Source organism: Micromonospora sp. WMMD882 (assembly GCF_027497255.1).
Lineage (GTDB): Bacteria > Actinomycetota > Actinomycetes > Mycobacteriales > Micromonosporaceae > Micromonospora.
The window spans coordinates 3,564,217-3,584,405 of record NZ_CP114903.1; the positions used below are offsets into that span (position 1 = coordinate 3,564,217).

At 71.7% G+C, this 20,189-nt stretch carries 18 protein-coding genes; 4 read left to right on the top strand and 14 right to left on the bottom strand.

The annotated features are described in order from the left end of the window. Window positions 1-12: 12 nt before the first annotated feature. Genes O7606_RS14765 through O7606_RS14775 form a run of 3 tightly spaced genes read right to left on the bottom strand, consistent with a single transcriptional unit; the run spans window position 13 to window position 3,826 of the window. The gene (locus tag O7606_RS14765; protein ID WP_281594605.1) at window positions 13-936 is read right to left on the bottom strand and encodes a sugar ABC transporter permease; all 924 of its coding nucleotides are present in this window, start codon (window positions 934-936) and stop codon (window positions 13-15) included. After that, complete coding sequence (locus O7606_RS14770) at window positions 933-2,573, bottom strand: ABC transporter permease subunit (protein WP_281594606.1); 1,641 nt, start codon at window positions 2,571-2,573, stop codon at window positions 933-935. The genes O7606_RS14765 and O7606_RS14770 overlap by 4 nt, the downstream gene beginning before the upstream one ends. After that, window positions 2,573-3,826 carry a maltose ABC transporter substrate-binding protein gene (locus tag O7606_RS14775; RefSeq protein WP_281594607.1) on the bottom strand — a complete coding sequence of 418 codons (1,254 nt, stop codon included), beginning with the start codon at window positions 3,824-3,826 and terminating at the stop codon, window positions 2,573-2,575. Before O7606_RS14775 ends, O7606_RS14770 begins: the two co-directional genes overlap by 1 nt. Before the next feature lie 202 nt (window positions 3,827-4,028). Between O7606_RS14775 and O7606_RS14780 the strand changes: the two genes are divergently transcribed. Both O7606_RS14780 and O7606_RS14785 read left to right on the top strand, forming a co-directional pair. Further along, on the top strand, window positions 4,029-5,135 hold the full coding sequence (locus O7606_RS14780; RefSeq protein WP_281594608.1) for a LacI family DNA-binding transcriptional regulator: 1,107 nt from the start codon (window positions 4,029-4,031) through the stop codon (window positions 5,133-5,135). Between the two features lie 244 nt (window positions 5,136-5,379). Then, complete coding sequence (locus O7606_RS14785; protein WP_281599675.1) at window positions 5,380-6,966, top strand: glycoside hydrolase family 13 protein; 1,587 nt, start codon at window positions 5,380-5,382, stop codon at window positions 6,964-6,966. 189 nt (window positions 6,967-7,155) lie between these two features. On the opposite strand, the gene O7606_RS14790 is transcribed toward O7606_RS14785, so the two are convergent. The 6 genes from O7606_RS14790 to O7606_RS14815 form a co-directional block, all read right to left on the bottom strand. Continuing rightward, entirely contained in the window at window positions 7,156-7,599 is a 444-nt protein-coding gene (locus tag O7606_RS14790) for a hypothetical protein (protein WP_281594609.1), read from the bottom strand. A 63-nt stretch (window positions 7,600-7,662) separates the two neighbouring features. Next, entirely contained in the window at window positions 7,663-8,343 is a 681-nt protein-coding gene (locus O7606_RS14795; RefSeq protein WP_281594610.1) for an activator of HSP90 ATPase, read from the bottom strand. Window positions 8,344-8,353: 10 nt separating this feature from the next. Next, complete coding sequence (locus O7606_RS14800) at window positions 8,354-9,313, bottom strand: YhjD/YihY/BrkB family envelope integrity protein (RefSeq protein WP_281594611.1); 960 nt, start codon at window positions 9,311-9,313, stop codon at window positions 8,354-8,356. A 1,117-nt stretch (window positions 9,314-10,430) separates the two neighbouring features. Then, window positions 10,431-11,021 (bottom strand): 2'-5' RNA ligase family protein, encoded by a 591-nt coding sequence (locus O7606_RS14805; protein WP_281594612.1) that lies wholly within the window; start codon window positions 11,019-11,021, stop codon window positions 10,431-10,433. 7 nt (window positions 11,022-11,028) lie between these two features. Next, a complete protein-coding gene (trpS, locus tag O7606_RS14810; RefSeq protein WP_281594613.1) occupies window positions 11,029-12,054 on the bottom strand; it encodes a tryptophan--tRNA ligase in 1,026 nt (341 codons plus the stop codon). Between the two features lie 12 nt (window positions 12,055-12,066). After that, window positions 12,067-13,071 (bottom strand): hemolysin family protein, encoded by a 1,005-nt coding sequence (locus tag O7606_RS14815; protein ID WP_281594614.1) that lies wholly within the window; start codon window positions 13,069-13,071, stop codon window positions 12,067-12,069. A 226-nt stretch (window positions 13,072-13,297) separates the two neighbouring features. Here O7606_RS14815 and galE point away from each other — a divergent pair, with 226 nt between their 5' ends. Beyond that, the gene (gene galE, locus O7606_RS14820) at window positions 13,298-14,230 is read left to right on the top strand and encodes a UDP-glucose 4-epimerase GalE (RefSeq protein WP_281599677.1); all 933 of its coding nucleotides are present in this window, start codon (window positions 13,298-13,300) and stop codon (window positions 14,228-14,230) included. Then, window positions 14,227-15,444 carry a galactokinase gene (gene galK / locus O7606_RS14825; RefSeq protein WP_281594615.1) on the top strand — a complete coding sequence of 406 codons (1,218 nt, stop codon included), beginning with the start codon at window positions 14,227-14,229 and terminating at the stop codon, window positions 15,442-15,444. The genes galE and galK overlap by 4 nt, the downstream gene beginning before the upstream one ends. 48 nt (window positions 15,445-15,492) lie before the next feature. Here galK and O7606_RS14830 read toward each other — a convergent pair whose 3' ends face one another. From O7606_RS14830 to O7606_RS14850, 5 genes are all read right to left on the bottom strand, one after another. Further along, window positions 15,493-16,788, bottom strand: coding sequence for a GTP-binding protein (locus O7606_RS14830; protein ID WP_281594616.1), 1,296 nt, complete (start codon window positions 16,786-16,788; stop codon window positions 15,493-15,495). Then, on the bottom strand, window positions 16,788-17,699 hold the full coding sequence (cysD, locus tag O7606_RS14835) for a sulfate adenylyltransferase subunit CysD (protein ID WP_281594617.1): 912 nt from the start codon (window positions 17,697-17,699) through the stop codon (window positions 16,788-16,790). Before cysD ends, O7606_RS14830 begins: the two co-directional genes overlap by 1 nt. Window positions 17,700-17,774: 75 nt before the next feature. After that, a complete protein-coding gene (locus O7606_RS14840; protein ID WP_281594618.1) occupies window positions 17,775-18,608 on the bottom strand; it encodes an inositol monophosphatase family protein in 834 nt (277 codons plus the stop codon). Window positions 18,609-18,675: 67 nt separating this feature from the next. Next, complete coding sequence (gene pth, locus O7606_RS14845) at window positions 18,676-19,266, bottom strand: aminoacyl-tRNA hydrolase (RefSeq protein WP_281594619.1); 591 nt, start codon at window positions 19,264-19,266, stop codon at window positions 18,676-18,678. Between the two features lie 132 nt (window positions 19,267-19,398). Continuing rightward, window positions 19,399-20,073 (bottom strand): 50S ribosomal protein L25/general stress protein Ctc, encoded by a 675-nt coding sequence (locus tag O7606_RS14850; RefSeq protein ID WP_281594620.1) that lies wholly within the window; start codon window positions 20,071-20,073, stop codon window positions 19,399-19,401. Window positions 20,074-20,189: the final 116 nt, after the last annotated feature.

Here is a 20,189-nt window from a genome sequence, read left to right on the forward strand (position 1 = left end):
GAACCAACCGTTCTAGCCTTTCACCGCTCCGGCGGTGAGGCCGGAGACGATGTACCGCTGCAACGCCTGGAACACCAGCACGGTCGGGATCGCGGTGAGCAGGGTGGCCGCCGCGAAGATGCCGAAGTTGTTGTTCCGCTCGTTGCCCTGCAACATGCCGTACATGCCGACCGCGAGGGTCTTCGACTCGCTGTCGGTGAGGAACACGTTGGCCATCAGGAACTCGTTGATCGTGCTGATGAAGGCGAGCAGGCCGGTCACCGCCAGGATCGGCGCCACCAGCGGCAGCATGATCCGGAAGAAGACCTGGGCGTGCGTCGCGCCGTCCATGGTGGCCGACTCGTCCAGCTCCCGGGGGAGCGTGTCGAAGAAGCCCTTCATCAGCCAGGTGTTCACGCCGAGCGCCCCGCCGAGGTAGAGCAGCATCAGCCCCCACGGGGTGTTGAAGCCGATCTCCGGCCACAGGTCGGTGATCGTGCCGAAGATCAGGAAGATCGCCACGATCGCCAGGAACTGCGGGAACATCTGGATCAGCAGCAGCGACAGCAGGCCGACCCGCCGGCCCCGGAACCGCATCCGGGAGAAGGCGTACGCGGCCAGCGACGACAGGAACACCGAGATGAAGGAGGCCAGCCCGGCGATCAGCAGCGAGTTCAGGAACCACCGTTCGAACGCGGTCCGCTCGAACAGCTCGCCGAAGTTGCCGAACGACACCCCGTCGGTCGGCACCAGCTCCGTGGAGGACAGGGTGCCCAGCGGGTTGAGCGCCGCGGAGAACACGAACACGATCGGGAAGAGGCTGAACACCACCCCGAGCACGCCGACCAGGTGCCGCCAGCCGACCCGGGCGAACCAGCGACCGCGTCCGCCGTTGCGGTCGGCCGGGGTCCGGGCCGTGGTCGCGCGAGAGGCGGTCGGCTCTGCCGCTGTGGTCACGAGTACACCTCCTCCTGCTTACGGGTACGCCGGAAGCTGACCGCCGACACCACCGCGACGATGGTGAAGATGAACAGCGAGATCGCCGCGGCGAAGCCGAACTCGGCGCCCTGCCCGCCGAACGCCAACCGGTACGTGTACGTGATGAGCAGGTCGGTCGCCCCGTTGGTCGGGTTGTCCGCCGGGAAGGGCGAGCCCTCGGTGGTCAGGTAGATCGCGTTGAAGTTGTTGAAGTTGTACGCGAACGACGCGATCAGCAGCGGGGAGAGCGCCACCAGCAGCAGCGGCAGGGTGACCGCCCTGAACGACTGCCAGGGCGAGGCCCCGTCGACCGAGGTGGCCTCGGTGAGCTCGCTGGGGATGGCCTGCAACGCCCCGGTGGTGACCAGGAACATGTACGGGTACCCGAGCCAGAGCTGCACCAGGATCACCGCGAACCGGGCGGTCCACTCGCCACCCAGCCAGTTCACCCCGAGCCCGAACAGGTTGTTGATCAGCCCGAAGTCGGTGTTGAACATGTCCCGCCAGACCAGCAGCATCGCGAACGACGGCATGGCGTACGGCAGGATCAGCAGCACCCGGTAGACGTTCGTGTAGCGCATCCGGGGCGAGTGCAGGGCCAACGCGATGGCCATGCCGAGGACGAACGTGCCGCCGGTGGAGCCGATCGCGAAGGCGAAGTTCCAGATCAGCGTGCCGAAGAACGGCCCGGAGACGTTCCCGTCGGTGATCACCCGGGTGAAGTTCGACAGGCCGACGTTGACCTTCCAGCCCTGGGCCAGCCGTTCGCCGTCGGCGGCGACGAACGCGCCGGCGTCCGCGTCCGCCGTCCAGGTCCTGCCGGTCTCGTTGTCGCGGATGCAGTCGCACCCCTGGTCGTACGCCCGGACGGCCCGACCCTCGTAGGCGCGGGACAGGCCGGAGGAGCGCAGCGCGCCGGCGTCGGTGGGCACCACCAGGTCGGTGATCTCCTGGCTGCGGGCGCTGGCCTGGCCGAAGCTGAGGACGGTGTAGCCCTCGGCGGCGGTGACCTTGCCGCCGGCGCCGAGGGTGACGTCGGCGGCGTCGAGCGCGGTCAGCCCGTCGGTGTCTCCGACGGACACCTGACCGGTGGCCGGATCGGTGACCAGGAAGACCAGCGGCGCGGTGGCCGGGTCGCCCTCGGTGGCGACGGAGAGCGCGTACTCGGCCGAGCCGGGCACCTGCTGCACCGAGGCGGTCTGGATCGCGACGATCGCGTCGTCCTTGCTGCCCCGGTGACCGTCACCGAAGTTGGTGAACGCCGTGCTGGCCGTGTACAGCACCGGGAACACCTGGAACGCGATGAGGAAGAGCGTGCCGGGGACGAGGTACTTCGCCGGGACGTGCCGGGGGGTCAGGTAGAGGTAGAACAGGCCGGCGGTGGTGGCCGCCAGCAGCGCCAGCCCGGCCCACTTCTCGCCGTCGACGAGCGGGAAGGCCGCCCAGACCGCGATGCCGGCGGTCAGGCCGAGCAGGATCACCTTGACGGCCAGGCCGGTCAGGGTGACCGGCGTGTCGTTGCGCGCGGTACGGCGCTTCCGCGCGGGCCGGGAGCCGGTGGGCTCCCGGCCCGGGGCCTGGTTGGCAGGCCCCGAGCCGGACAGCGACGTGGTCATTACTTGATCGAGCCGGCGATCGTCTTGCCGGCGGCGGTGACGGTGGTCGTCGGGTCCGCGCCGCCGATGACGGCCGCCTCGGCCTTGCCGAACGGGTCCCAGATCGCGGCCATCGCCGGGATCGCCGGGAGGACCTGGCCGTTCTTACCCGCCTCCTGGAACTTCACCAGGTCGGGGTCGTTGCCCTTGACCTGGTCGAGGGCGGCGGTCAGCGCCGGGGGACGCGGCTCGGCGTTGTAGAGCGCCACGGCCAGCTCGGGGGTGCTGGTGTAGTTGGCCACGAACTCCTGCGCCACGGCCTTGTTCTTGCCCTTCGCGGCGACGTAGAACGCCTGCACGCCGACGAACGGCTGAGCCTCCTTGCCGCCGGCGAAGCCGGGGAACGCGGAGATGTCGTACTTGAGGTTGGCCTTCTTCACGTCGGTGACCGCCCACGGGCCGGACGCCAGGAAGGCGCACTTCTTGCTGGTGAAGGTGGCGATGGAGTTGGTGTCGGCGATGGAGCGCTTGAGCACGCCCGCGCCCTTCTCGCCGAGCGCGCCGATCTTCTTGAACGCCTCGATCGACTCCGGCTTGCCGACGCCGAGGTCGGTCGGGTCGTAGTCGCCGTTGGCGGTGGTGCCGAAGAGGTAGCCGCCGGCCGAGGTGTAGAGCGGGTAGATGTGGTACGCGTCGCCGTTCTGGCCGACCTGGAGGCAGAGGGTCTCGGTGACCTTCTTCTCCGCCTTGAGCTTCTGCCCGGCGGCGACCAGCTCCTCGATCGTCTTCGGCGCCTCGGGGGCCAGCTCGGTGTTGCGGATCAGCGCGAGGTTCTCCTGCGCGTACGGCACGCCGTAGACCTGGCCGTTGAAGGTGACCGCCTTGATGGAGATCTCGCTGAAGGCGCTCTTCTGGTCGGCGGCGAGCTGCACCGGCTCGATCGCGCCGTTCTGCACCAGGTTGCCGATCCAGTCGTGCGCGCCGACCACGACGTCCGGCCCGTTGCCCTGCTGGGCGGCGGTGACGAAGTTGGTCTGCAGGTCCTTGGAGATGGCTTCGACCTTGACGGTGACGCCGTTGGCCTGGCCGAACTTCTCGGCGAACGGCGCGAGGGCGGCGGTCCGCTTGTCGTCGGCCCAGATCACCAGCTCGCCGCCGGCGGCCTTGGCGGACTCCTGGGTGGCCGGCTCGTCGTTGCTGTCGCCGCCACCGCAGCCGGACGCGGCGAGCGCCAGGGCGACGGCGGCGACCACACCCGCGGTACGGATGCGCATCGGTACTCCTGTCGTCAACGCGGGCCTGCCGTGCGACGGCGGCCCGCCAGTGGAAACCTCGGTAAAGTTCGGGATGTGTACCGGCGCCGCGTGCTGCGCCGCTGCTCTCGCGTGTTGCCGGGACGTTAGCAAGAGGTTGCAGATAATGGAAGGGCTTGCAGACGTGTACGCAAGAAGTTGCGGTTGAGCTAAAGTTCGGCCCATGCGCGCTCGACTGTCCGACATCGCCCAGCAGGCCGACGTCAGCGAGGCCACGGTGTCGCGGGTGCTCAACGACCGCCCCGGCGTGGCCCCCGAGACCCGGCAGGCCGTGCTGACCGCTCTCGACGTGCTCGGCTACGAGCGCCCCGCCCGCCTGCGCAAACGCAGCGCCGGGCTGGTCGGCCTGGTCGTGCCCGAGCTGGACAATCCCATCTTCCCCGCGTTCGCCCAGGTCATCGAGTCGACCCTGGCGCAGAGCGGGTTCACCCCGGTGCTGTGCACCCAGACCCCCGGCGGGGTCACCGAGGACGAGTACGTCGAGATGCTGCTCGACCGCCAGGTCTCCGGTGTCGTCTTCGTCTCCGGCCTGCACGCCGACACCGCCGCCAACCACGACCGCTACCGGGCGCTGATCGCCCGGCCGCTGCCCATCGTGATGATCAACGGCTTCGCCCCCGGCATCGCCGCGCCCTTCGTCTCCTGCGACGACGGCGAGGCCACCGAGCTGGCCGTGGCGCACCTGGTGGCCCTCGGGCACCGCCGGATCGGCCTGATCACCGGCCCGGACCGGTTCGTCCCCGTGCAGCGCCGGGTGGCCGGCTACCGGGCCGCCATGACCCGCCTGCTCGACGTCGACGAGACCGAGCTGGAAGCGCTCGCCGAGCTGTCGCTGTTCGGCGTGGAGGGCGGCGAGGCCGCCGCCGGCCGGCTCATCGAACGCGGCGTGACCGGCATCGTCTGCGGCTCCGACCTGATGGCGCTCGGCGCGGTCCGGGCCGCCCGGCAGCGCGGCCTGGCCGTCCCGGCCGACCTCTCCGTGGTCGGCTACGACGACTCGCCGCTGATGGCCTTCACCGACCCGCCGCTGACCACCATGCGTCAGCCGGTGACCGCGATGTCGGTGGCCGCCGTCCGCGCCCTGGTCGACGAGATCAACGGGCACGGCGCCCCGCACTCGGAGTACCTCTTCCGGCCCGAGCTGGTGGTGCGCGGCTCCACCGCGGTCGCCCGCCCCGCCGACGCCGGATCCGGGCCCGCCGGGTCGCCGGGCGGGGCCGCCCCCACCCGGCAACGTCCGGCGCCGCCGGCGCTCGTCGTACCCGCCTGAGCGCGGTACGGCGGCACGGCCGGGCCGTTTCTTGCGCAAGAGCTGCTTGACTCTTGCAGCGCCGGAACGGCATTCTGCACGCACACACCCGCGCCGTCCACCGTCCGTACGGCTGCCGGATGTCGCCGTCCCGCGCCACAGAACGGGGTACGCCACCGTGACCGACCACCACTCCCCCACCGGCCAGCCCCGCACCGAGGAGCGCCCGGCCACCGCCGTCGACCTCGACTGGTGGCGCTCCGCGGTGGTCTACCAGGTCTACGTCCGCAGCTTCGCCGACTCCGACGGCGACGGGATCGGCGACCTCCCGGGCATCCGGGAGCGGCTGCCGTACCTGCGGGACCTGGGAGTGGACGCGCTCTGGCTGACCCCCTTCTACACCTCGCCGATGGTCGACGGCGGCTACGACGTGGCCGACTACCGCGACGTCGACCCGATGTTCGGCACGCTGGCCGACTTCGACCACATGATCGCCGACGCGCACGCCCTCGGCCTGCGGATCATCGTGGACCTGGTGCCGAACCACACCTCCAGCGCCCACCCGTGGTTCCAGGCCGCGCTCGCCGCCGCCCCCGGCTCACCCGTTCGGGCCCGGTACCTCTTCGCCGACGGGCAGGGCGCGCACGGCGAGCTGCCGCCGAACGACTGGGAGAGCATCTTCGGCGGCCCGGCCTGGACCCGGGTCCCCGACGGCCAGTGGTACCTGCACCTGTTCGACCCCGCCCAGCCCGACCTGAACTGGCGGCATCCCGAGGTGCGGGCCGAGTTCGAGGACATCCTCCGGTTCTGGCTGGACCGGGGCGTGGACGGGTTCCGGATCGACGTGGCCCACGGCATGATCAAGGCCGAGGGGCTGCCGGACGTCGGGTTCAGCACCATGACCACCGGCCGGCGGCAGGTGGAGCTGCTCGGCAAGGGCCGGCTGCCGTACTTCGACCAGGACGAGGTGCACGACATCTACCGCGCCTGGCGGCCCATCCTGGACAGCTACCCCGGCGGCCGGATGGCGGTGGCCGAGGCGTGGGCCGAGACCCCGCAGCGGCTGGCCCGCTACATCGGCCCGGACGAGCTGCACCAGGCGTTCAGCTTCGACTTCCTCGACGCCACCTGGTCGGCCGACTCGTTCCGGAAGGTGATCGACACCGCGCTGGGCGAGTCGACGATCGTCGGCGCGCCGACCACCTGGGTGCTCTCCAACCACGACAAGCAACGGCACGTCACCCGGTACGGCGACGGCGAGGTCGGGTTGCGCCGGGCCCGGGCGGCCAGCCTGCTCATGCTCGCCCTGCCCGGCTGCGCGTACCTCTACCAGGGCGAGGAGCTGGGCCTGCCGGAGGTGCTCGACCTCCCCGACGAGCTGCGCCAGGACCCGTCGTTCCTGCGCACCGGCGAGAGCCGGGACGGCTGCCGGGTGCCGATCCCGTGGAGCGGCCAGCTCGCCCCGTACGGCTTCGGACCGGCCGGCAGCGAGCTGAGCTGGCTGCCGGCCCCGGCCACCTGGGCGGCCCTCTCGGTCGCCGCGCAGACCGGCGCGCCCGGCTCGACGCTGGAGCTGTACCGGGCCGCGCTGCGGATCCGGCACGAGCACCCGGCGCTGGCCGCCGGCGCCGGCGACGTCACCTGGCGGGAAACCGCCCCCGGCCTGCTGGCCTTCGACCGGTCCGCCGGCGACGCCGGGCTGACCTGCGTGGTCAACCTCGGCGGCGCGCCGGTGACCGTCACCGGGTACGGCCAGCCGATCGTCGCCAGCGCGCCGCTGACCGCCGAGGGTGACGGGTATCTCCTGCCCGAGGACGCCGCGGTGTGGTTCGACCGGCCCCGGGTCGGGTAGACCTGATCTCACCTGGTCGTCCGTCGTGCTCCGCGCCGACGGGCGACTGGGGCAGACGACCCCTTGTGGTGGGGGGTGGGTGAACCGGCGCCCCGGAGAGTCGACTCTCCGGGGCGCCGGTGTCCGTTCCGCCCCCGGTCAACGCGGGCGGCCCGCCGGTCACCGCCGCCCGGGTGGGCGGGCGGCCGGTCACCGCGGTTCGGCGGTGAGGCGGGCGGCGATCCGGCGGAACCCGTCCCGCAGCTCCGCCTCGGTCGGCGGGGTACGCGGCTCGGCGGGCAGCTCCCGGGTGGCCGCCTCCTCCAGCTCCTCGTCGATGGTGTCCTCGAAGTCGCCGTACAGGTCGGCCGCCTCGGTCTGCCCCGCCTCGTCCTCGGCGGCCAGCCGGGCGGTGGCGATCTCGCCCCGGACGTCCTCCACCGAGGCGGCCGGCAACAGCGGCTCGACCACGGCCATCAGGGACTCGTCGGCGACCACGGACTCGGCCAGGGCCAGCGCGTGGGCCCGCTCGTACGGACCGCAGACCACCGGCTCCCACTCGTCGGCGTCGTCGAGCGGCCCGAACGTGATGATCCACGGCAGGTCGAACAGCGGCGAGTCGTCCGGCAGGTCCAGAGTCACGAGTGCGCCCACCCGCCCATCATGGGCCGCCACCCCGAAACACCGAGGGCTATTTGCCCCAATTGCCGCTTCTGGTTATTCTTCTTTCCCGTCCGGGACGCCGCTCCGCCAGCGTTCGAGCCACTCCCCCGCCAGCCGCTCCCGTTCCGCCCCGGCCAACCCGTACGCGTTGACCACCAGGCTGACCGGCGTGGTCTCCCCGGAGTCCAGCGGCGCCTCGGCCGCGGCGACCAGCAGCCGTCCGTCGGCGTCCACCACCATCCGCTGGTACGTGCTGTCGTGCCACCGCTCCTTCGCCCCGGCCCCGTCCAGCACCGCCAGGAGCTGCTGCCCGCTCGCCGTGCCGGTCAGCCGTACCGTGCGCCGGGGCAACGCCGGCCGGCGGTCCAGCAGGTAGCGGAGCTGCTCCAGGAAGGACCGCCAGCCCTCCTCCACCACGTCGTACGTGCCGGCCTGCTCCCCGTCGAGCGCACCCGGGGACACCGCCCGCACGATCGTCCGTTCGCCGTCGGCGATCACCTGGAGCTCCTGCCCCAACTCCAGGGCGATCCGGTCCGGCGGGAACCGTTCCGCGTGGGCGACGAAGATGTGCTCGATCTCGTCGGCCAGCCCGTCGTACTCCCACCCGAACCACTCACCGATCCGGTCCGGCTCGGTCAACACCGCCCAGACCGTCTCGTACGGCGCGTCGACGACGACCTCCACCCGGTACGGCTTCGGCTCCGCCGTCGGCTGCGGTTCGTGCTGCTCGTCCATCCAGGGCTCCTCAGGGGCTCGGCGGCTTCCGGTTCGGTGCGGGCCGGTTGTCATCATCGGCCCCCGCCGCCCGCGGGCCGACGTCGACCTCCGGATCCTGCGGGCCGTCGGCCGACAGGTCGACCACCCGGCCGTGCTCGCTGGTCGCGGCGAGCGCCGCGCCGAAGAGCACCACCTGGTTGAGCAGGTAGAGATAGAGCAGCAGGCCGACCGCGCCGGCCACCACCGTGTACGCCGGATTCCGCTCGGTGCGGACCACGTAGTACCGGCCGATGGTGTTGAGCAGGGTGATGCCGACGGCGACCGTCAGCACCACCGGCCGCAGCCGTCGCCGGCTCATCCGCAACCGGGGCACCAGCACCAGGAACGCGCTGGCCAGCACCATGTTCACCACGACGCTGAGCACCGCGCTGACCGTGGTCAGGCCGACCGATCCGGTGCTGCGCAGCAGCCAGCGCAGCAGTGACTCCAACGCGTCGACGGCGGCCACCGACACCCCGAGCAGCACGAAGATGGCGACCAGCACGGCGAGGTCCACCAGCCGGCGGACCACCAGGTTCCCCGGCTGCTGGTTGAGCCCGTGGATGAAACGCTGCGAGGACCGGATCGCCTCCACCCAGCCGACCCCGGTGAAGACCAGGATGACCAGGCCGATCACCCCCACCGTGCCGCTGCTCTCGGCGATCTGCGCCGGATCGAGGAACGGCAGGTTCTCTCCGAGGAAGTCGGCCGCCGCCCGGCTCACCTCGTCGTTGTCCTCCAGGATCGCCCCGAAGACCGCGTACGCGACAAGCCCCAGCGCGAAGACCGCGAAGAACCCGTAGTACGCGATAGCGGCGGCGAGCCGCCCGGCGAGCAGGTCGGTGTACAGCACCCCGGCCCGCCAGACGTGGTCGAATCCACGGGAGCGGCGCCGAAGCACGGAGATCCGCCGGTTCGCCCCCGCCTCGATCCGCCCGAACACGTTCACGCGAGCATCTTCGCCGATCCGCCGCCCCGCCGCCCGCCGGTCCCACCCCAACCACGCGCTGACGATCGCGGGGTGTTTTCGCGGTCGGTGTCCGGCTCCCCGACGGGTGTCGGTTTTCGGAGACTGTCGAGCTGCCCCATATCTGGGGCACGCCTCCGACGACCGGCTCAAGCCAACCGGATCGCCGCGCCACCTCCACGGCCGGCACCAGGGGGACATCGCCCGCCGCGCCACCTCCACGGCCGGCACCAGGGTGACACCGCCCGCCGCATACCTCCTCGACCGGCAGATGGTGGCGTCGCTCGCGATGACCCGGACCGACCCGGGCGACCGGGACCGACCCGGGCGAGACACCGTCTCCCCGAGGGCGACCAGGCCGTACGACGACGGGTCCTCTGCGACGCCCGGATGCCTGAGGGTCGACGCGGCCTGCTGTGCGTCGGCCACTACGGGCCCAGTGCCTGCCGGCTCAGCATGTCCGAACTCTAGATCTTGGACACTTTCCGTCGTAATACGGCGGAAAGTGTCCAAGATCGCGAGGAGGAAAAGATCGGGGGCGGTAGCCGGGCGGGAAGCGTCGGCACGGGGGCGGTCAAGCGCTGGCGTCGCGTCACGCGATCGGGTCGACCGGACATCCCCGCTCCGCGAAGAGCTGGCGGGAGGGCGCCCACGCCGACCGCCCGGGAGCTGGGGCGCGTGCGCCCCGTATCCGGGGCAGCTCGACAGTCTCCGAAGGGCACCACCCCGCCGGAACGCGGCAGGGCCCACCGGAACGCCAGGAAAACCGAACCAGGGCCCACCGGAACGCAGGGAACACCAGAGGCACGGACACCAAACGCAGGCCACCGGACGCGCTGGGAACCGTCGGAACGCGCCAGAGCTTCCCAGACGCAGCAGCGCCCGCCGGAACCGTGACAGGCCCCGCCCGGCACAGGCCCCGCCCGGCACAGGCCCCGCCCGGCACAGGCCCCGCCCGGCACCGCCCGGCACCGCGACACGGCCCCGTCGGGAAGAAGCAGCGCCCAGAGAGGGAACCGCGGCAGGGTCGGCCGAAGACTGGGAACGGCCACCGGGCCGTGGGCCCCCGCGGCGCGGCCGGCAGGTGGGAGGGGTCGGGTCAGCTGCCGAGGTGGTAGTCGCGGCGAGGCTGCCAACGGGTCTCGCCAGAGTGCGAGAACAGGGTGAACACGTCCACCTCGAAGACCGCGGAGAAGTCGGCCAGGTCCTCGTACACCTGGTCGAGGGCTTCCGGGTCGACGTCCTGAGCGACGGTCACGTGCGGGTGGTACGGGAAGCGGGCCTCCCGGCGCAGGTGCGGCGCGGCGCTGATCGCCTCGGCGAGCAGCTCGCACTCACTGATGCCGGCGGCCACCGCGACGAACACCACCTGCGTCACCGGGCGGAACGTGCCGGTGCCCCGCAGGTGCAGACTGAACGGCGGTTGGGCGGCGGCGACCGTGGCCAGGTGCGCCTCCACCAGCGGCAGCGCGGCCAGCGGGATCTCGGTCGGCCCGAGCAGCGTCACGTGCGCCGGGATGTAGGCCGCCTGCGGGTCGCCGGCCTCCGCGCGTCGCCTGGTGAGCAGGGAGCCCCACGGCTCGGGGATGTCCACCGCCACCCCGATCTGGGTCGTCGCCACCGCCGTCGTGTCCCTGCCCGCCACGCCTTGCGTCACCCCTCCGGTCACCGTCCCGTTCGCCGTCGCCATCGCGGGGTCAGCCGACGCGGACCGACGGGAAGAACCCCACCCGTTCGTACGTCGCTGTCAGGGTCCGGGCCGCGACCGCGCGGGCCTTCTCGGCCCCGGCGACGAGCAGTTTGTCCAACTGGGCGGGGTCGTCGAGGTAGCCGCGGGTGCGCTCCTGCACCGGCCGGACGAACTCGGCCACCACCTCGGCCAGGTCCTTCTTGAGGTCGCCGTAGCCCTTGCCGGAGTACGCGTTGACCAGGTCGTCGATGCTGCGGTCGGCGAGCGCCGAGTAGATGGTGAGCAGGTTCGACACGCCCGGCTTGGCTTCGGCGTCGAAGACGATCTCGCGGCCGGTGTCGGTGACCGCCGAGCGGATCTTCTTCGCCGAGCGGGCCGGGTCCTCCAGGAGGTTGATGATGCCGGCCGGGCCGGACGCCGACTTCGACATCTTCGCCGTCGGGTCCTGCAGATCGGTGATCTTGGCAGTGTCCCGCACGATGTGCGCCGCCGGCACGGTGAAGGTCCGGCCGAAGCTGGTGTTGAACCGCTGGGCCAGATCCCGGGTGAGCTCCAGGTGTTGCCGCTGGTCCTCGCCGACCGGCACCGCGTCCGCCTGGTAGAGCAGGATGTCGGCGGCCTGGAGGACCGGGTACGTGAACAGGCCCACACTGGACCGGTCACTGCCCTGCTTCTGCGACTTGTCCTTGAACTGGGTCATCCGGCTGGCCTCGCCGAAACCGGTGATGCAGGACAGGATCCAGGCGAGCTGGGCGTGCTCCGGCACCTGCGACTGCACGAAAAGCGCGCAGCGGTCCGGGTCGAGCCCGACGGCGAGCAACTGGGCGGCGGCCGTACGGCTGCGCTGCCGCAACGACTTCGCGTCGTGCCCGGCGGTGATCGCGTGCAGGTCGACCACGCAGTAGAAGGCGTCGTGCGTGTCCTGCAGGGCCACCCAGTGCCGTACCGCGCCCAGGTAGTTGCCGAGGTGGAACGAGTCGGCCGTCGGCTGGATACCGGAGAGGACGCGGGGACGGGCAGGCACGTCGGACATGCCGGCATTCTGTCAGCAAACCCCGGCGTCCGTCATGACGGGCCGGCGCTCCGGGTCCACGGCGACCCGGGCCACCCGTCGGCCGTCCAACGCGAGCACCCGCAGCGACCAGCCGCCGGACGGCGCCACCTCACCAGGACCGGTCGGGCCGGCCGGGTCGACGGCGATCGGCACCTCGTCACCGGCGACCGGCAGCCGACCCAGGGCCGCCATCACGAACCCGCCGACCGTCTCGTACGGGCCGGCGGGCAGCGCCACGCCGGTGCGTTCGGCGAAGTCGGCGAGGTTCAGCCGGCCGTCCACCACCGCCGGCAGGCCGACGCGCACCGGGTCGGGCGCGGTGTCGTACTCGTCGTGGATCTCGCCGATCAGCTCCTCGATCAGGTCCTCCAGGGTGACGATGCCGGCGGTGCCGCCGTACTCGTCGACCACCACGGCGAGGTGGTGGCGTTCCCGGCGCATCTCGGTCAGCGCGGCCAGCACCCGCTTGCTGCCGGGCAGCCGTTTCACCTCGCGGGCCAGCTCGCCCACCGTGGCGCGGAGGTCCGGGTCCGGGCGGAGCAGCAGGTCACGCAGGTGCACGAAGCCGACCACGTCGTCGTGGGTGCCGTCGACGACCGGATAGCGGGTGTGGGTGGCGCTCCGGGCCAGCTCGGCGGCCTCGGCGACGGTGAGCCGCGCGGAGAGGAACACCACCTCCGTCCGGGGCATCATCACCTCGCGGACCAGGCTCGCCCCGGCGACCAGCACCTCGTCGATGATCCGCCGCTCGTCCGGGTCGATGACGATGTTGGCGGCCACCAGGTCGCGCAGCTCGGCCTCGCTGATCCGTTCCCGGCCGGCGGTGGGGCTCGCGCCCAGCAGGTGGGTCACCAGTCGGGTCGCCCCGTCGGCGGCCCGCACCACCACCCCGGCCACGGCCCGTGCCACCGGGCCCGGTTCGCGTCGCGGTCGCCCCGATCGTCGTGGCCGCCCCGGGCGTCGCCGCCGGGGCCGGGGACCGCTCGTCTCCCGCATACCAAGGATGGTAGACAGTGCGGCCCGGCCGGAACGGTTGTGTTTGACTCTGTTCGATTCTGAATGTTTGTGATGGAATAGCGGGACGGCGTACCCGGCTGCCCCGCAGCCGGCCGCCGTAGGGTGAGCTACGCGGACGGCCGCGCCACGCGGCCGGTCAGGAGGGACCGACGTGAAACTGCTCGTCACCGGCGGCGCCGGCTACATCGGCAGCGTGGTGACCCGGATGCTGCTCGACGCCGGCCACCAGGTGGTCGTCCTCGACGACCTGCGCACCGGGCACGCCGAGGCGCTCGCCCCCGACGCGACCCACGTCGACGTCCCCCTGCACGACGCGGCGACGGTCCTCACCCCGGACGCCGGCTTCGACGGCGTGCTGCACTTCGCCGCGCTCATCGCCGCCGGCGAGTCGATGGCGCGGCCGGAGCTCTACTGGCACAACAACACCGTCGGGTCGCTCGCGCTGCTCGACGCGGTCCGCGCCGCACGCGTGCCCCGGCTGGTCTTCTCCTCCACCGCCGCCGTCTACGGCAACCCGGACGAGCTGCCCATCCCGGAGACCGCCGTCAAGGCCCCCACCAACACGTACGGGGCGACCAAGCTCGCCGTCGACATGGCGCTCACCTCCGAGGCGATCGGGCACGACCTGGCCGCCGTGTCGCTGCGCTACTTCAACGTCGCCGGGGCGTACCTGCGCGACGGGGTCGCCATCGGCGAACGGCACGACCCGGAGACCCACCTCATCCCGATCGCGTTGGAGGTCGCCGCCGGCCGGCGCGACAAGCTGCAACTCTTCGGGGACGACTACCCCACCGTCGACGGCACCTGCGTACGCGACTACATCCACGTCGAGGATCTGGCCCGTGCCCACCTGCTCGCCCTGACCGCCGCCACGCCCGGCCGGCACCGGATCTACAACCTGGGCAACGGCAACGGCTTCACCAACCGGCAGGTCGTCGAGGTGGTCCGTGAGATCACCGGGGAGCCCGTACCGGTGGAGACGGCCCCGCGCCGCGAGGGTGACCCGGCGGAGCTGGTCGCCTCGTCCCGGCTGGCCCGCGAGGAGCTGGGCTGGACGCCACAGAAGCCGACCCTGCACGACATGGTCGGTGACGCCTGGGCCTTCTACCGCACGCACCTGCCCGGGCGGTCCTCGTGACCCGCCCCGACGCCGGCCCGACCAGCGCCGGCCCGACCAGCGCCGGCCCGACCAGCGCCGGCGGGCCGGTCGCCGACCGTGCCACCGCCGGCTTCCGGCAGCGGTACGGCGAACAGCCGGTCGGCCACTGGGCAGCGCCCGGGCGGGCCAACCTGATCGGCGAGCACACCGACTACAACGACGGGTTCGTGCTGCCGTTCGCGCTCTCCCTGCGTACGGTGGTCGCCGCCGCCGGGCAGCCGGGCGAGGTCTGGACGGCCTGCTCGGAGCTGGCGCGGGAGCCGGTCGAGTTCACCGCCGACGACCTCGCCGAGCCGGGCCGGGTCACCGGCTGGGGCGCGTACGTCGCCGGGGTGGTCTGGGCGTTGCGGGAGGCCGGGCACACCGTGCCGGGGGCCCGACTGGCCATCGCCAGCGACGTGCCGCTCGGCTCCGGGCTCTCCTCGTCGGCCGCCCTGGAGGCGGCGGTGCTGGCCGCCCTGGTCGACCTCGGCGGGCTGGACCTGCCCGCCGCGCAGCAGCCCCGGCTCGCCCAGCGGGCCGAGAACGAGTACGTCGGCGCGCCCACCGGGATCATGGACCAGTCCGCGGTGATCCGCTGCCGGGAGGGGCACGCGCTCTTCCTCGACTGCCGCACCGAAGCCGTCGAGCACATCCCGTTCGACCTGGACGCCGCCGGCCTGGCCATGCTCGTGATCGACAGCCGGGCCCCGCACCGGCACGCCGACGGGGAGTACGCCGCCCGGCGGGCGTCCTGCGAGCAGGCGGCCCGGGCGCTGGGCGTGCCGGCGCTCCGGGACGTGCCCGCCGATGGGCTGGCCGACGCTCTCACCCGGCTGCCCGACGACGAGACCCGGCGGCGGGTCCGGCACGTGGTCACCGAGGACCAGCGCGTCCTGGACACCGTGGCGCTGCTGCGCGCCGGCCGGATCCGGGACGTCGGCCCGCTGCTGACCGCCTCACACGACTCCATGCGCGACGATTTCGAGATCACCGTCCCGGAGGTCGACACGGCGGTCCGGGCGGCGCTGTCCGCCGGGGCGCTGGGCGCGCGGATGACCGGCGGCGGCTTCGGCGGTTGTGTCCTGGCGCTGGTGGAGGCGGCCTCGGCCGACCCGGTCGTCGCCGCCGTCACCAGCGCGTACGCCGAGCGTGGCTTCACCGCCCCGGGCCACGTGACAGTCCTGCCCGCCCCCGGCGCCACCCGCCTCTGAGGCCGCGTACGGGCGCGCTCCCCGCTGCGACGCGCCCGGGTCGGGACGTCAGGTGGTTTCGACGATCATGGCGGCGGCGACGGTGCGGTTGGTGGTCTCGTCGATGATGATGAACCCACCCGTGGTCCGGTTCCGCCGGTACTCGTCGGCCAACAACGGCACCGTCGTGCGCAACCGCACCCGACCGATCTCGTTGAGCCCCAACCCGGTGACCGTGTCGTCGCGGTGCAGGGTGTTGATGTCCAACCGGTAGTGCAGGTCCCGCACGATCGCCCGCGCCGTCCGGGTGGTGTGCTTGATGGCGTACTTCCCACCCACCCGCAACGGCTGCGTCTCGTCCATCCAACACACCATCGCCTCGATGTCCTGCGTGACAGCGGGCGCGTTGTTCGGCCGACAGATCATGTCCCCCCGCGAGATGTCGATCTCGTCGGTCAGACGGACCGTCACCGACATCGGTGGGAACGCCTCGTCGACCGGCCCGTCAGCGGTCTCCACCGCGGCGACCCGGGACATGAACCCCGACGGGAGAACCATGACGTCATCGCCGGGCTTGACCACCCCCGAGGCGACCTGCCCGGCGTAACCCCGGTAGTCGGTGACGGTGGTCGACTGCGGACGGATCACATACTGCACCGGGAACCGCACATCCACCAGATTCCGGTCCGACGCGATGTGCACATGCTCCAGATGATGCAACAACGACGGACCCTCGTACCACGGCATGTTCTCCGACCGCGACACGATGTTGTCACCCTTGAGCGCCGACACCGGCACCACCGCCAGATCCGGCACCTCCAACTTCGCCGCGAACGCCGTGAACTCGTCGGCGATCCGGTCGTACACCTCCTGCGACCAGTCCACCAGATCCATCTTGTTCACACACAACACCAGATGCGGCACCCGAAGAAGCGAACACAGGAACGCGTGCCGCCGCGACTGCTCCACCAAACCCTTACGCGCATCCACCAGAATCAACGCCAGATCAGCCGTCGACGCGCCCGTCACCATGTTCCGCGTGTACTGGATGTGCCCCGGCGTGTCCGCGATGATGAACTTCCGCCGCGGCGTCGCGAAATACCGGTACGCCACATCGATCGTGATGCCCTGCTCCCGCTCCGCCCGCAACCCGTCGGTCAGCAACGCCAGGTTCGTGTACTCGTCACCCCGCGCCGCCGACACCGCCTCCACCGCCGCCAACTGATCCGAGAACAACGACTTCGTGTCGTACAGAAGACGACCGATCAACGTCGACTTTCCGTCGTCGACGCTACCGGCGGTGGCGAACCGCAACAGGTCCATCGGGCGGGCGGACGCCTCGGGCGTCACCGTCTCGACGCTCATCAGAAGTAGCCCTCCCGCTTGCGGTCCTCCATGGCGGCCTCACTCACCCGGTCGTCACCCCGGGTCGCGCCCCGCTCCGTGATCCGGGTCGCCCCGACCTCCTCGATCACCTTCTCCACCGTGTCCGCGTCCGACCGGACGGCGGCCGTGCAGGACGCGTCGCCGACGGTGCGGTACCGCACCCGGGCCTTGAACCGCTGCTCGCCGGCGCGGGGACGGAAGAACTCGTTCACCGCGTAGAGCATGCCGTCACGGTCGACGACCTCACGGTCGTGCGCGAAATAGATCGACGGCAACGGAATACGCTCCCGAGCGATGTAGTGCCACACATCCAACTCGGTCCAGTTCGACAACGGAAACACCCGGATCGACTCACCCGCATGATGCCGACCGTTGTACAACGACCACAACTCCGGACGCTGGTTCTTCGGATCCCACTGCCCGAACTCGTCCCGGAACGAGAACACCCGCTCCTTCGCCCGCGCCTTCTCCTCGTCCCGACGCGCCCCACCGAACAACGCGTCGAAACGATGCTTCTCCACCGCGTCCAACAACACCGGCGTCTGGATCCGGTTCCGCGTGCCGTCCCCCGGCTCCCGCACCAGGCCGCGTTCGAGGGCCTCGGGGACGCTGGCCACCAGCAGGTGCAGGCCCAGCTCCGCGACCCGCTGGTCGCGGTACGCCAGCACCTCCTCGAAGTTGTGGCCGGTGTCGACGTGCATCACCGGGAACGGCACGTTCGCCGGGGCGAACGCCTTCTCCGCCAGCCGCAGCATGACGATGGAGTCCTTGCCGCCGGAGAAGAGCAGCACCGGCCGCTCCATCTCCGCCACCACCTCACGCATCACGAAGATGCTCTCCGCCTCCAACGCGTCCAGGTGGGAGACGCGGTACGCCGCCGGGGCGGTCACGACGCGGGCTCGATTCGTGATCGGCTCATGGATTCCAGACCTTTCCGGTCGGACACCTCTGGAAGTGGAGTCAGGCTACCCCGAGTGTCGCCGCAGCGCTGCAAGCAACCGACTGGCGAGATCCTTGCGACAGACCAGCAGGTCCGGCAGGCGCGGATCCGCCTCGTTGTATTTCAGCGCAGATCCGTCAATTCGGGAAGCGTGCAGGCCGGTGGCCGTCGCCACAGCCACCGGGGCGGCCGAGTCCCACTCGTACTGCCCGCCGGCGTGGATGTAGGCGTCCACCTCACCCGTCACCACCGCCGCGATCTTCGCCCCCGCCGAGCCCATCGGCACCAGCTCCGCGCCGACCTCACCGGCCAGATCGGTCAGGAAGGCGGGCGGCCGGCTACGACTGGCCGCCAGGCGGATCACCCGGTCACCCCCGGCGGTCGCCGCCGCCAGGTTCATCGGCGGGTACGTCGGCGGGTGGTCGGTGCCCAGCACCCGGTGCTGCGCCGGCAACGCCACCGCCCCACCGACCAGCCCGTGCGACGTCGACGCGTGCCGTGCCCACAGCGCCACGTGCACCGCCCAGTCCGACCGGCCCTCCTCGGAGAACTCCCGGGTGCCGTCCAACGGGTCGACGATCCACACCCGGTCGGCGGTCAACCGGGAGACCGTACCGGCGCTCACCTCGGCCGCCCAGGCCAGCCGCGACCCCTCGTCCTCCTCGGAGAGGACGGCGTCGGCGGGCCGCCAACGGGCCAGCTCGGTACGGATCAGATCATGGGAGACCTTGTCCCCGGCCGACTTCAACGCCCCCGGGTCCGCGAAGCCCAACTCCGTCCGCAGCTCCACCAGGGCCTGCCCGGCCCGTTCCGCCAGCCAGCGGGCGAACTCGCCGTCGATCATCGGTGGACTGCCCATGCCTACTCCCGCCGCTCGGGCCACGCCAAAACCGCAGACTACCGGTCGCCGGGCCACACCGTCCGCGTCAACCGCCGTGGTACGCGTTCTGGGTCCACTCGACCCCCCGGGTGATGGCCGATTCGACCACGTCGGCCGCCCGGTCGACCAGGAACTCCAACTCCTTGCGCTCGGCGGAGGAGAAATCCGACAGGACGTAGTCCGCCGGGTCCTGCCGCCCCGGCGGGCGGCCGATGCCGAACCGCACCCGCACGTACTCCTTGACGCCCAGCGACCTGGTCATCGAGCGCAACCCGTTGTGGCCGCCCTCGCCCCCGCCGAGCTTCACCCGCACCTGCCCGTACCCGATGTCCAGCTCGTCGTGGACGGCGACCACCTGGGCCAGCGGGATCTTGTAGAACTGCGCCAGCGCGGTCACCGGCCCGCCGGAGAGGTTCATGTACGTCAGCGGCTTCGCCAGCACCAGCCTCGGCCCACCGATGCCGAGCCGCCCCTCGGCGACCTCGGCCACCGCCCGCTTGTGCCGCCCGAACTTCGCGCCCACCCGGGCGGCCAGCAGGTCGGCCACCATGAACCCGACGTTGTGCCGGTTACCGGCGTACTCCCGACCCGGGTTGCCCAGGCCGACCACCAGCCACGGCCGGTCCTCGTCCGTCACGCCCCGCCCTCCTGTCCGACCGCCCTGGAACCACCGCCGGAGCCGCGCCAGCGCCCCCGACGACCCGACCGCCCCCGATACGACGGCAGGCGCCCCCGAACCGTTCGGGGACGCCTGGCGCATCGTTGTCGATCAGGCTTCGGTCTTCGCCTCGGCCTCGGCCGGGGCCTCCTCGCCCTCCGGCGCCTCGGCGGCCTCGACGGCCTCCTCCTCGGCGGCGGCGGTCTCGACCTCGGGGAGGGTCGCCTCCAGTTGCGCGGCGGTCGGGGCGGCGGTGACCGCGGCGACCGGCAGCTCCGGGTCGGCGGCCAGCTCGACGCCCGCCGGCAGCTCGACGTCGGCGGCGGTGACCTGGTTGCCGGCCTCCATACCCTCGACGGAAACCTCGAGGTGGTCCGGCACCTTGGTGGCGTCGGCGGTCACCGAGAGGGTGTCGTGCTCGTGCACGATCAGGGTGTCCCGCGCGGCGTCACCGGTGAGCTGCACCGGCACCTCGACGGTGACCTTCTCGCCCCGACGGACCAGGAGCAGGTCGACGTGCTCGAAGGTGTCCTTGATCGGGTCGCGCTGGATCGCCTTCGGCAGCGCCAGCACCTGGGTGCCGTCGCTGACCTCGATCGCGAAGAGCTGGTTGGCGCCGCCCTTACGGATCGCCGCGGCGAACTCGCGGGCCGGGAGCGCGATGTGCTTGGGCTTCTCGCCGTGGCCGTACAGCACGGCGGGCACCTTGCCGGCCCGGCGGGTACGGCGGGCACCACCCTTGCCGAACTCGGTGCGGGGCTCGGCGCTGATCTTTACCTCGGACACGGGGAAACTCCTGATGCTTTCGCTGCGGCGGCTTAGTCGTCTGGCGGTGCTGGGCGAGGGGCTCGCTGGGGCGCATCTGTCCGAAGGGACCGCCCGGAGCACCGCGTCGATGACGG

What these genes read in the sequence shown, in the direction of transcription:
- O7606_RS14815 (WP_281594614.1), bottom strand. Translation starts at nt 13,071, where the DNA reads ATGCGGGAGACGAGCGGTCCCCGGCCCCGGCGGCGACGCCCGGGGCGG.
- O7606_RS14830 (WP_281594616.1), bottom strand. Translation starts at nt 16,788, where the DNA reads ATGAGCGTCGAGACGGTGACGCCCGAGGCGTCCGCCCGCCCGATGGAC.
- trpS (WP_281594613.1), bottom strand. Translation starts at nt 12,054, where the DNA reads ATGTCCGACGTGCCTGCCCGTCCCCGCGTCCTCTCCGGTATCCAGCCG.
- O7606_RS14795 (WP_281594610.1), bottom strand. Translation starts at nt 8,343, where the DNA reads ATGGACGAGCAGCACGAACCGCAGCCGACGGCGGAGCCGAAGCCGTAC.
- O7606_RS14775 (WP_281594607.1), bottom strand. Translation starts at nt 3,826, where the DNA reads ATGCGCATCCGTACCGCGGGTGTGGTCGCCGCCGTCGCCCTGGCGCTC.
- O7606_RS14770 (WP_281594606.1), bottom strand. Translation starts at nt 2,573, where the DNA reads ATGACCACGTCGCTGTCCGGCTCGGGGCCTGCCAACCAGGCCCCGGGC.
- O7606_RS14805 (WP_281594612.1), bottom strand. Translation starts at nt 11,021, where the DNA reads ATGGCGACGGCGAACGGGACGGTGACCGGAGGGGTGACGCAAGGCGTG.
- O7606_RS14840 (WP_281594618.1), bottom strand. Translation starts at nt 18,608, where the DNA reads ATGGGCAGTCCACCGATGATCGACGGCGAGTTCGCCCGCTGGCTGGCG.
- galE (WP_281599677.1), top strand. Translation starts at nt 13,298, where the DNA reads ATGCTGCTCGACGCCGGCCACCAGGTGGTCGTCCTCGACGACCTGCGC.
- O7606_RS14780 (WP_281594608.1), top strand. Translation starts at nt 4,029, where the DNA reads ATGCGCGCTCGACTGTCCGACATCGCCCAGCAGGCCGACGTCAGCGAG.